6 protein-coding genes are annotated in these 13,040 nt (G+C 31.4%); 4 read left to right on the forward strand and 2 right to left on the reverse strand.

The features are described from left to right. Position 1 precedes the first annotated feature (1 nt). Positions 2-2,254 carry a carbamoyltransferase HypF gene (gene hypF, locus MSM_RS05580; protein WP_011954290.1) on the forward strand — a complete coding sequence of 751 codons (2,253 nt, stop codon included), beginning with the start codon at positions 2-4 and terminating at the stop codon, positions 2,252-2,254. Between the two features lie 38 nt (positions 2,255-2,292). Here the strand turns inward: hypF and MSM_RS05585 are convergent, their stop codons facing one another. Further along, a complete protein-coding gene (locus tag MSM_RS05585) occupies positions 2,293-2,877 on the reverse strand; it encodes an ArsR/SmtB family transcription factor (protein ID WP_011954291.1) in 585 nt (194 codons plus the stop codon). A 240-nt stretch (positions 2,878-3,117) separates the two neighbouring features. Between MSM_RS05585 and grpE the strand changes: the two genes are divergently transcribed. From grpE to dnaJ, 3 genes are all read left to right on the forward strand, one after another. Next, positions 3,118-3,675, forward strand: coding sequence for a nucleotide exchange factor GrpE (grpE, locus tag MSM_RS05590; protein WP_004032829.1), 558 nt, complete (start codon positions 3,118-3,120; stop codon positions 3,673-3,675). A gap of 45 nt (positions 3,676-3,720) precedes the next feature. Further along, a complete protein-coding gene (gene dnaK / locus MSM_RS05595; protein WP_011954292.1) occupies positions 3,721-5,601 on the forward strand; it encodes a molecular chaperone DnaK in 1,881 nt (626 codons plus the stop codon). 144 nt (positions 5,602-5,745) lie between these two features. Continuing rightward, a complete protein-coding gene (gene dnaJ, locus MSM_RS05600; RefSeq protein ID WP_011954293.1) occupies positions 5,746-6,894 on the forward strand; it encodes a molecular chaperone DnaJ in 1,149 nt (382 codons plus the stop codon). Between the two features lie 205 nt (positions 6,895-7,099). On the opposite strand, the gene MSM_RS05605 is transcribed toward dnaJ, so the two are convergent. Then, positions 7,100-12,925 (reverse strand): Ig-like domain-containing protein, encoded by a 5,826-nt coding sequence (locus MSM_RS05605; RefSeq protein WP_011954294.1) that lies wholly within the window; start codon positions 12,923-12,925, stop codon positions 7,100-7,102. Positions 12,926-13,040: the final 115 nt, after the last annotated feature.

The following is a 13,040-nucleotide window of genomic DNA, read 5'->3' on the forward strand; positions in this document are numbered from 1 at the left end:
TATGATGGCAAAAAAGATTTTAACTCAGGGAATTGTTCAGGGTGTAGGATTCAGACCTTATATTTACAGACTTGCAAAAGATTTGAATTTAAACGGATATGTAAGAAATTTAGGAAATGTAGTTGAAATAATCCTTGAGGGAGACAATATTGACTTATTTATTGACAGACTGCCTAAAGAATTGCCCCCGATAGCTAAAATAGATTCTATGAAAACCGAAGACATAGCCAGAGAGGGTTTTGACGATTTTACAATAATTGAAAGTTCCGATGAGTTTTCAGGAGTATCTGTAATACCTCCGGACATAGCTATCTGCGACAGCTGTCTTGAAGAAATTAGAAATCCAAAAGACAGACGTTATAAGTATCCCTTTAATGCATGTACTGACTGCGGCCCAAGATTTACTGTTATTGACAGTGTTCCTTATGACAGAGTCAGAACTTCAATGGATGAATTTCCATTGTGCGACAGCTGTCTTGAAGAATATGGAGAACCTCTAAACAGACGTTACCATGGTGAAGCCATATGCTGCAGTGATTGCGGACCTCAAATGAAAATATACAAAGGTCCGGAAGAAATAAATAGCAACAATCCTATTAAAGTAGCTGCAGATAAACTAAAGGAAGGTAAAATCATAGCCATTAAAGGAATAGGCGGAACACACTTAGTAGTTGATGCATATAATGACAAAGCCGTCAAAGAGTTAAGAAAACGATTAAACCGTCCAAATCAGGCTTTTGCAGTTATGAGTAAAGATCTAGACAGTGTTAAAGGTTATGCCAAATTAAGTAAAAAAGAAATTGCAACCATAACCTCCAACAAAAGACCCATTGTTGTTTTAAAGAAAAATGACAATTACAATTTCCCAGAGTCATTAGCTCCAGGTTTGCACAATATCGGAGTCATGCTGCCTTACTCTCCAATGCATTACCTGCTTTTTGATGAAGGAGACATCGACACATATGTTATGACTTCAGCCAATACTCCTGGCGAACCTATGATGATTACAAATAAAGAAATTCTAAATTTAAATGGAATTTCTGATTATTCCCTAATCCATAACCGTAAAATTTTAAACAGATGCGATGATTCAGTTATCCGATTTAGAAACGATACACTTTCATTTATTCGCAGATCAAGAGGCTACACTCCAGAACCATATAAAATCAATTATGATGTAAATGATTTGAATGTACTTGCCTTAGGACCTGAACTTGATGTTACCTTTGCAATGGCTAAAGACCATATGATTTATACTTCACAGCATATTGGAAATACCAACAAATTAAAAACTTTAAAATTCATGAAAGAAGCTATTGAAAATATGAAAAGAATCACTAAAATAAACTATTTTGATGCAATTGCATGTGATTTGCACCCTCATTTCTTTACAACAAAACTAGCTCATGAATTTAGTGATGAATTTGAATGTGATGTAATAGGTGTGCAGCACCATCATGCCCATAGTATTGCACTGGCTAATGATTATGGTATCGATGAAATGATTGTAATAGCATGTGACGGAGTAGGCTATGGAAGTGATGCTACAAGCTGGGGAGGAGAAATCCTATACACCAACATTACTGACTTTGAAAGATTAGGTCATCTGCAGGCCCATAAAATGCCCGGAGGAGATATGGCCACCAAACATCCTATAAGAATGCTTTTAAGTATTATAGATGATGAAGATCTAATTAGCAAATATGTTGATTATTTCAAATACGGTGACACTGAAATTAAAAATATTTACAGACAATTGGAAGCCGGAATTAATGTTGGCCTTACAACAAGTACCGGAAGAGTATTGGACTCTGTTTCAGCAGCTCTGGAAATATGCAACACCAGAACATATGAAGGAGAATGTTCAATGAAATTGGAATCTGTTGCATATTACTCCAAAAATGACATTGAAATTCCATTTGAAATTAAAGACAACATATTAAACACCCGTGAAATCCTTCGTGAAGTTGTCAGACTATATCAAAAAGGAGAAAATAAATCAGATATTGCAAATGCCGCTCAAAAGACAATAGCAAAAGGACTGTCCCAGATAGCTATTGAAAATGCAGATAAAAAAGGAGTCAATGTTATTGGAGCTACAGGAGGAGTATTCTACAACGAAGCAATAACCGATACCTGTAAAAAGTACATTGAAGAAAACGGATACAATTTCATCCAGCATAAAAATACCTGTGCCGGAGACGGTTCTGTTTCACTAGGCCAGGCCATTGTAGCTAAAACAAAACTTAATTAAAAAAATAAAAAAAAGAATAGATACAAACAACAGCTAATTTATTTATTTTTAAGAGTTCGTTCCAAAATATATTCCGCTCTGTTTTTAAGATTTTCATATAATCTTATTTGATTCATAAGTTCTGAAATAGCTTCTGTTTGACCATTATCAATTCTTTTTTCAATATCCAATAATTTAGACCACTCATCACCAGAAGGCAATTGTGGTGTATTCAGCATATCCTCATTGAAGTTTACATTGAATGTATTCTTATTAATAGTAATATGAATATTAACTTCATGATCTAAATCATAATATTTACGCGGTCTACCTCTAAGAATCTTTTTATATGAAGAACTTAATATTCCAATGTTTTCCATAGCCCTCAGGTGTTCTATAATTGCTTTTTGACCAATATTGAGTTCATTGGAAATTTCACTTACAAACATTGGTTCTTCCCTTAAGAGATTTATGATATCCCTTCTTGTTTTACAGCCCATTACATCAAGTATATCCTCTTTGTCAATCCCATAATCTGAATCTTCATAATTACCATTTATTTCAATGATTGATACAGTATTTGGATGTGGATTGACATTTTTAGATTTGTCCTTATTTTTTTCAAATTCGTTTGTATCTTTCATAAATATAAATTATACCGAAACCTTTATATAACTTTTTGTTACTATAATAACATACGAGAAAGATAACTTTTTGTTACTTTAATATTTGGTACAAAAAACTCTTATTAATAACCCTTGTTTTTTGAACCATTTTCCTATATGTCCATAAATTCCAAAATATGCCAATATTAAGTATCAAAAATAAAAATTCTCTACACAAGGGTTATTTAAAGAGTTTTAAAAATTTGAAAAGGTGACTGAATGGCTAATGACAAAAATGAAGACCAAAAAGAAGAAGAAACTAAAACTCTTCAGGAAAAATATGATGAACTTCTTGAAGAATTAGATTCTAAAAATAAAGAATTAGCTAAAATAAATGAAGACCTTGAAAAACAAAAAGAAGAAACTCAAGAGTATATTTCACTATCTCAAAGACTTCAGGCTGATTTCGAAAACTTCAAAAAAATCAACGAGAAAAAAAGTAAAGATATCATCAAATTTGCCAATGAACCACTTATCAAAAATATCTTAGACAGTTATGAAGATTTAGAAAGAGCACTTGAAAATTCTAAAACTGAAAAAGAATTAAGAGACGGTGTTGAATTAATATATTCTAAAATTAAAGATGTTTTAACTAAAGAAGGTTTAGAAGAAATCCCTGCAAAAGGGGAAAAATTCGATCCATTTAAACATGAAGCACTTATGGTTGCAAATGATGAAAATGTGGAAAATGGATATATTATTGATGAACTGATGAAAGGATATACCTTAAAAGGTAAAGTTATCAAATACTCTAAAGTTAGAGTCTGTAAAAAATAATGTTTATTAAATTATTATACAATCAAAAAATAAAGGTGATTAATTATGTCTGATACTAAAAAAGAAAAAATTATAGGTATTGATTTAGGAACAAGTAACTCTGCAGCATCTGTACTTGTTGGAGGTAAACCAACTGTAGTACCATCTGCAGAAGGTGCAAGCCAATACGGTAAAGCATTCCCAAGTTATGTTGCATTTACTGATGACGGTCAAATGTTAGTAGGAGAACCTGCTAGAAGACAAGCTGTAACCAACCCGGAAAACACTATCAGTGCAATCAAAAGAAGTATGGGAACTGATTACAAAGTTACAATCCACGGCAAACAATATTCACCACAAGAAATCTCTGCATTCATCTTGCAAAAAATTAAAAAAGATGCAGAATCTTTCTTAGATGAAAAAGTTGAAAAAGCTGTTATTACCGTACCTGCTTACTTTGACGACAACCAAAGGACTGCAACAAAAGATGCTGGAACTATTGCAGGATTAGATGTTGTAAGACTTGTAAACGAACCTACCGCTGCAAGTTTAGCTTATGGTATCGATAAACAGGAAGATGATGATGTAAATATCATGGTATACGATTTAGGTGGAGGTACCTTAGATGTAACCATCATGGAATTCGGTGGAGGAATATTTGAAGTAAAATCCACTAGTGGGGACACCCAGTTAGGTGGTACCGATATGGATAATGTTCTTTTAAAATACTTATCTGATGAATTCGAAAAAGAAAACGGAATTAACCTTATGGATGATGATCAAGCTGTACAAAGGTTAAGAGAAGCTGCTGAAAAAGCAAAAATCGAATTATCCACTACCTTAACTACTGAAGTAAACTTACCATTCATTACAATGGGTAAAGACGGATCTCCTAAAAACTTAATCGTAAGTCTTACAAGAGCTAAATTAGAAGAATTAGTAGATGACATTGTTAAAAAATCCGGAAAACCAATGCAACAAGCATTAGATGATGCTAAAATGAGCAAATCCGACATTGATAAAATCATTCTTGTTGGTGGACCTACCAGAATGCCAATTGTACAAAAATATGTAGAAAAATTCATCGGCAAAACAATCGAACGTGGTATTGACCCTATGGAATGTGTATCAATGGGAGCAGCTATCCAAGGTGGAGTATTAGCTGGAGAAATTAAAGATTTAGTTCTTTTAGACGTAACTCCATTATCATTAGGTATTGAAACCTTAGGTGGAGTATCAACCACTTTAATTGAAAGGAACACAACAATCCCTACCAAAAAAAGCCAAATCTTCTCTACAGCTGCAGACAACCAACCATCTGTAGATATTAATGTTCTTCAAGGAGAAAGGAAAATGGCTGCAGACAACACCTCACTTGGAAGATTCCAACTTGTAGGTATCCCACCTGCACCAAGAGGAGTTCCTCAAATTGAAGTTACCTTTGATATTGATGCAAACGGTATAATCAATGTATCTGCAAAAGACAAAGGTACAGGTAAAGAACAAGCTATTACAATTACTTCTTCAACCAAATTATCTGACGAAGAAATCGAACAAAAAATTAAAGAAGCTGAAATGAATGCTGAAGCAGATAAACAAAAACAAGAAGAAATTGAAGTTAGAAACAATGCAGATTCCTTAATTTACACATCCGAAAAAGCTTTAGAAGAATTAAAAGACAAAGTAAGTGACGATGAAAAAGAAAAAGTTGAAAAACTTGTTGGTGAATTAAGAGATCTTGTAGCTGGCGATGACATTGCTGCTATTAAAGAAAAATCTGATGAATTATCTGAAGTAGTTCAAGGAATTAGTGCTAAAATCTATCAAGAAGCACAAGCTCAAGCTCAAGCACAACAACAAGCTGACCCAAATGCAGGTGCTCAATCTAATTCCTCAGATGATGATGACGGCACAATCGATGCAGATTACGAAGTAAAAGATGATTAGATTAAATAATAATTGTTTTATTATTTCCAAGTAGGTTAGATAAAAATCAGAATCAATAAAAAAACTAGCTATCAGGAAAAACATAAAACAAATTATTTATTCTATTTTCTTATTTTTTTTAAATAATACTTATAAGGTGACTAAATGGCAGAAAAGCGAGATTATTATGAAGTTCTTGGAGTTGACAAAAACGCTTCAGAAAAGGACATCAAAAAAGCTTATCGTAAACTAGCTATGAAATACCATCCAGACGTAAGTGAGGAAGAGGGAGCTGAAGAAAAATTTAAAGAAGTAAGTGAAGCTTATGCCGTCTTATCTGATGATGAAAAACGTCAAAGATATGATCAATTTGGTCATGCTGGTATGGATGGATTTAGTGCAGAAGATTTCTATCAAAATGTAAACTTCGAGGACATATTCCAGGGCTTCGACATAGGAAACATATTTGATATGTTCGGATTTGGAGGAGGTTCAAACAGAAGGGGCAGACAAGCAGGACCTCAAAGAGGATCAGACATATACACCGAAGTCAAAATAACCTTAGAAGAAGCTTTTAATGGTGTAGAAAAAGAAGTTAAAATACGAAGAAGTAAAATCTGTCCAACATGTAACGGAAATAAATCAAAACCTGGTGTTGAACCAAAAACCTGTCCAACATGTAACGGAACAGGACAAGTAAAACAGGTAAGTAACACAATACTTGGTCAAATGATGAATGTAAGACCTTGTAGGGACTGTGGCGGTACAGGTAAAATCATTACTGACCCATGTGAAGAATGTCATGGAAAAGGTAATGTTAGGGAAAGTAAAACTATTAAAATTGAAATTCCTGCAGGTGTTGATGAAGGTGACCGTTTAAGAGTATCTGGCGAAGGTAACTGTGGAGACCAACCTGGATACGAAGGAGATCTTATAGCTAGTGTTCACATTAGCAGAAATAAAGAATTCCAACGTGAAGGAGACCACCTTTACTACGAACAGCAAATAAGTTTCCCACAGGCAGCACTGGGAGATGTAATTCAAATCCCAACTATTGAAGGGAAAACTGTTGAATTTAAAGTAACTCCCGGAACTCAAAGTGGAACTGTATTTAAACTTAAAGATCAAGGAATGACTTCAGTAAGACATAAAGGTAGAGGAAATCTCTATGTTACTGTAAAAGTTGTTGTTCCTAAAAAATTAAACCACAAACAGAAAAAATTATTAAAAGAATTTGACGAAATAAGTGGAAATGAAATCCACCACGTTGAAAAAGGACTTTTTGACAAAGTCAAAGAAGTTATCAATAGTTAGTTAATTAATTTTAACTAATTATCACCTCTCTTTTTTCCTACAAAATTATTGAATTTGTAATCAATTAAATAATAATTTAAACTACTTTTTTAAAAATTTATAATGATGATTTGATTATAATACTAGCTATTATAAAAAACTAGATATTTAAATTAAATAATGTATATGTAAAAAAAGAAAAAAGTAAGAGAATTATGAATTCTCTTTAAGGACTGATTTTTATTGTGTTTCCAGTTTGGAAATCGTTCCAGTAGGAAGTTATAATGTATTCCCCGCTCATTAATCTGATTCCTAAGCTTGCAATACCGTCTTTATTAGTAACTTTGTGATAGAAGACACCGTTTACGTTAAATGATACGTTTTGGTTAGCTAATGGTTTACCTTGACCGTCTAAAGTTAAAGCAGTAAAGTTACTGCCGTCTAAATGTTTCATATTTAAATCCTTAGTTACTAAAGTTGGCAAGACACTGACTCTGTTTCCAATATCCAATCCGTCATACATTGTTGTAATAGTGTAATTTCCTGGTCTTAAAGCAATTCCTAAGCTTGCAACACCATTTTTATCAGTAGTTTTAGTATAGAATACTCCGTTGATGTTAAAGGTTACATTCTTGTTTACTGCTAAAGATCCGTCTTTGTTGTAGACAGTTGCTTCAAATCTGGAAGCATTTAAGTAGTATTTGGTTAAATCGTTTTGCATGATTAATGATTTTACAGTTATGTTAAATCCTTTTTCTTCACCGGTTAACGGGTTGTAAGCTGTTAAAATGTAATTTCCAGGTCTTAACATAATACCTAAATCAGCTACCCCGTCTTTATCAGTCTTTTTGGTGTAGAAAACACCATGAATGTTAAATTTAACTTCAATGTTAGCCAGTGCTTTTCCTGTACTGTCAGTAAACTTAGCATAGAATCTGGTAGCATTCTGATACATTTTAACTAAATCTTTACTTATAATAGTCGGATTAATAGTTACAGTAATATTCTTACTTATTTTATTATACATATCTGAGCCATTATATGAAACAGTAGCCTGATAAACATTAGATACTAAGTTAAGTCCCATTGAAGCAGTACCATTAGCATCAGTTGTTTTAGCATAAGTTTGACCATTAATAGTAAAGTACACAGTAGCATTAGCTATAGGATTGCCTAAATAATCAGTTAAAACAGCAACCATTCTGGTACCGTCTTTGTAAATCATCACAATGTCAGAAATGTTTAAATTAACTTTTTTATTAATATCTACAGTGAAATTAGTCCTGATTACCTGTTTATCATAATTACTGTCTCCAGGATAAGTAACAGTCACATTATAGTTTCCTGCAGTTAAATCTTTAATGGTTAATTTTGCAGATCCATTAACAAGAACTATATTATAAACATTTTTATCCACAGTTACAGTAATGTTTTCTTTAAGATCTTTAGGACCATTAACAGTAATTACAACATCTTCACCAGCTACACCCGCATCAATATCTACTTTTAAAGAGTCTTTAGCTTTATTAACAGTTAAAGTAGATGAATTTGTAGTTGGAACAATAACTTTTGAGTCATCGACAGAGTAAACTAAAGTGTATTTTCCAGCATTTAATTGTCCAATGACAAAACTAGCTACACCATTTTCATCAGTAACCATGTAATAAGTTTTACCATTAACTTTCAAGGTTACATTTATATTAGATAATAAATTGCCTTTAGTATCCCTTAAAGTAGCATTAGCTATTATAACTTCACCATAATCAAGAGAAATATCTTTAACATCAATAATTCCTTTTCCTAAAGAAGCACCACCATTATAAGTTACACTCTGACCGTCAACAGTAGCAGAAATAGTATAATTACCTTCTTTTGCTTCAAAACCATTAACAACATTATTAGCTATTGTACCCTTAGTCATGCTTAAAGTAGCATTTGCTGCAGACATGTTGAAGTTACGTACTGGTAAAGAACCATTATAATCAGTAAAATTGGTTCCATTAAATACTTTGAAAGCTAAAACAGCATCCTGCAATAAACCTGTTTTGTTGGTAACATCTAAAGTTAAAACCAAATAATTATCTGGAGTAGCAATCTCTTTACTTAATTCAGTTATTACACTATTATATCCAGATGAAAGACGTATAACTGCATTGTAATAAGTTGCATTATTGCTTCCCCACCAATTATTATCTAAATTAAGAGTTATATTAACACCATTAACTTTACCAACTTTTACATCACCATAAATAACAGAATTTTTAATTATAATAGCATCATTTATAGTTGAGGAAGTAACCTCCACTAAATATTCAACATTATCAAAAATACATCCGTCAAATATTCTTGTAGAGTTAATTTTTTCATAAAATATATTTACAGATAGCAAATTGGAAAATGTTGAATTATATACATAAATATCTTTAGGAGTTTGACTTCTACCTCCCCCAACAGTATTCCAACTGTTAAATCCGCCAAATACATAAGATCCCATAGTAGATGATCCATTTCCGTCAACAGTTACATTATTAAAGACTATTTTTTCAGAACTTCCAAAACCAAGACAGGTTACAGATCTATCTCCCTGATAGATATTACTTGAATTAACAAGTTCCAAAGGAGTTTTTCCAGTTACTGAAATTTTAGTGTTTTCAAGAGTTATATTACCAATTTGACCTACATTAAAAGAAGCAATAACCCTATAATCTATGTTCAAAGAAGAAGCAGATATACTGTCAATAATCTGAGAATTATTCATGTATAAATTACCCTGATTTGCAATTGTTGAAGCTCTAGTTGCATGATTTGCTACAAAAGTTGTATTATCAATTGTTAAATAACCATCATTGTAAATTGCTCCACCAGCATATGCATTTTGACGTTTTACTGGGTCTGCATGACCATTATTAAAGAAATATGAATTTTTAATAGTTAGAATACCTGCAGAGTTAATAGCTCCACCATAATTACCTTTTCCATTAATAAATTCCACTGTATCAATCAGTACATGAACATTTTTCTCAACATATAATGCAGATTGTGTATCTTTTCCAACTCTATTAATAGTCATATTAGCTATTTTAAGAGAACCTTTACCTTGTAAAGCTGTGATAAAGTATTTGGCATCAGGATTAAAAATTATTGTTTTGTTTTCTCCATCACCAACAATTGAAATATCCGTATTTACCTGAATATCCAAATCAGCATTAAGATTTCCAGTATAAGTACCTTCCAATACATGAACAGTAACTGTCCTAGATTTAGATTGAGCATATTCTAATGCATTTTTAATGGTTTTAAACGGTTTAGCTAAAGATCCATCTGCAGTACTGTCATTACCTTTAGCATCAGACACATAAACTGTGATATTATCTAAAATAGTATTAATTTTAACAGTTATAGTTCCATTTTTATATATGTAATTTTTACCATTTGCATCATAAGTTCCGCTTAAACTATATTTACCGTCTTCAAATCCGACATAATTATAAGTAGCTATGCCATTAACTACATCAGCAATTCCTGCATAATTTCCATCAATTAAAAATGTAACAGTGTTTCCACTAATAACTGCTCCACTAGGATGTGTTACTTGTGCAGTTAATTTACCTGCTAATTCTGCAACATTTAAATCATTGAAAGTAATTGTAAGTCCAGTTACATTTGCAACACCATTATTAGCAACAGGTGTGGAAATATAAATATCCTTACCTTCAGGAGCATTATTATTTTCAAATAAAGAATCATTAGAAATAGTTAAATCTGGAATATTGCTGGTTTTACCATTTGTTACAGAAAATAAATAAATAGCTCCACCCATAGTGTTAGCAGTGTTATCTTTAAAAGTAACATTGTTAAAGGTAGCTCCTGAAACAGTAGCTGCTCCACCATTAGCTCCGGAGTTATTTATAAATTTGACATTTTCAAAAGTTGCAACAGGAACAAAACTGCTACTACTTATGTAAGCATATACAGCACCACCATCACCAGCAGCACGGTTGTTTATAAAAGTATCATTTATAAATATTGTTTTTGCACCACCAGATACATAAACAGCTCCACCATTAGTTCCAGCATAATTTGAATCATAAATATTATTTATACTTATAATATTTTGGGCATAAACAGCTCCACCTTCAGCATTGCTATTTTTAGGATTAGTATTATTTATGAATTTAGAATTAGTAACAGTTAAATTGTTAGTTCCTCTTATAACTCCACCAAGAGTAGCACCTACATTATCTGCAAAATAGGAATTGTTTATTGTTGCATAACCTAACCACATATTTCCTTTATTGTTAATATAAGTTAAATTATTAAATACTAATTTTGAGTTTTGAGTATCTATATCATATAATAAATTACTATTAGATGTGGAATTTTTAATAATACAATCATTCATAGTTAATGAAGATCCGTAAATTATTCCCCAATTCCAATTAACATTAGTTGCTTTTCCATTAGTAAATGTTAAATTAGTAAGAGATACATCTAATCCTTTATCAAAATAGAAGAAATAATCTTTATCCTGACCATCAATAATTGTTTTACCATAATTTTCACCAATTAAATTTAAAACAGCTATTCTATTATATTTTAAATTAACATTGCCAGTACCTAAATAAGTACCATCCATAATATGAATAGTAATGTTGATTGATTTATCTAATCCTGCAGTTATTGCATGATTAATTGTGTTGAACGGATTATTTTTACTTCCGTCACCAGTTGTATCATTACCCTTTGTAGAAACCCAGAATTCCGCAGGGGTTCTGTCAATATTGACAGTTAATGTAGCTGGATTGAAAGTATTATTTTCTCCATTATAATTACCGTTTATTTCATGTTTACCATTGTCAAATAATTTGGAAACAGAAACTGATGCAAAACCATTATCTGAACCACTTTCACCTACTTTCATACCATCTATATTAAATTCAATATTTCTAAGAGAAGCAATAGTATTTCCTGCATCATCAGTTATAGTTGCACTTAAAGTAAAAGTAGTTTTATCAGTGAATACATTATTAAATGTAATAACAGCATTCATAAAACCATTATTATAAATTAATCCCATTTTAGAAGAAGAATTTACAAATTTATTTTGTTTTAATATATTATTCCCTTCTATATATATTACTCCATATTGAGCCCAATAACCAGTCTCTGTATTGGAATTAGTACAATTAATAAATACATTATTCATTATTTGACCATTACCGCTGGAAATTTGAAGAGCCGCATCATTGTAATTACCAACAATATCTTTAAAAGTATTTCCAGTTATTTTAGCATTTTTAGAATTGGATATGTATACAGATGCTCCGCAGGAATATCCTGTATTAGTAGCATTGTAAAAAGAAGAATTATCTATATAAACATTACCTTTATTGTTATTAAAACAAATGTCAGGACCCTGATTTGAAGCCTTGTTGTTTTTAAATACAGAATTAGTTACTTTTAAATCCATACCTTTAGAAACAATAGCTCCTTGGGAACCAGTTGCATAATTATTTTCAAATACACAATTATCAACAGTTAAGTTACCTCCACAATTAATCATACTTCCAGTACTAGCTTTTCCATTAATGAAAGAAATGTTTATCAAAGTTAAAGCAGTATCTCCACTAACAGATTTAAGAAATGAACTTACACTTTCACCATCAATAAATGTTTTATCATTCCCCTGACCAATAATAGTTAAAGAACCGCCATATTTTTCATGAGCTAAACTAATACTTAAATCAGTATTATTATCTCCAGTGAATGTTCCTTTACTTAAATAAATAACAGCATTATCAGAAGCATTAACACTTGAAATACCTTTATTTATTGTAGCATAAGGACTATTTTGACTACCAGTATTTGAATCATCCCCAGTAGTATTCACATAAATCGTTTTATCATAACTTATCCCATCATCTAAAACATGGGATGAAGCACTATCAACTGCTAACACATCAGCAGATGAATCTTCTTGTGCACTAACTGCACCAAGAGTTAAAATAGCTAGTAATAACATACTAACCAACATCATTTTATTTAATTTCATAAAATTTCACCAAAAAAATTTAAAATTATACTTAAAAAATATCAAGCATAATTAAAATATAAGTATATTTAAAATAATATTTAAAATTTATTAAAATAAATTGCTTTTGAAATAT

Source organism: Methanobrevibacter smithii ATCC 35061, assembly GCF_000016525.1.
Classification (GTDB): Archaea; Methanobacteriota; Methanobacteria; order Methanobacteriales; family Methanobacteriaceae; genus Methanocatella; species Methanocatella smithii.

Excerpts from the sequence above, each read along its gene's own strand:
- MSM_RS05605 (WP_011954294.1), bottom strand. The coding sequence starts at position 12,925 with ATGAAATTAAATAAAATGATGTTGGTTAGTATGTTATTACTAGCTATT.
- dnaJ (WP_011954293.1), top strand. The coding sequence starts at position 5,746 with ATGGCAGAAAAGCGAGATTATTATGAAGTTCTTGGAGTTGACAAAAAC.
- hypF (WP_011954290.1), top strand. The coding sequence starts at position 2 with ATGATGGCAAAAAAGATTTTAACTCAGGGAATTGTTCAGGGTGTAGGA.
- dnaK (WP_011954292.1), top strand. The coding sequence starts at position 3,721 with ATGTCTGATACTAAAAAAGAAAAAATTATAGGTATTGATTTAGGAACA.
- MSM_RS05585 (WP_011954291.1), bottom strand. The coding sequence starts at position 2,877 with ATGAAAGATACAAACGAATTTGAAAAAAATAAGGACAAATCTAAAAAT.
- grpE (WP_004032829.1), top strand. The coding sequence starts at position 3,118 with ATGGCTAATGACAAAAATGAAGACCAAAAAGAAGAAGAAACTAAAACT.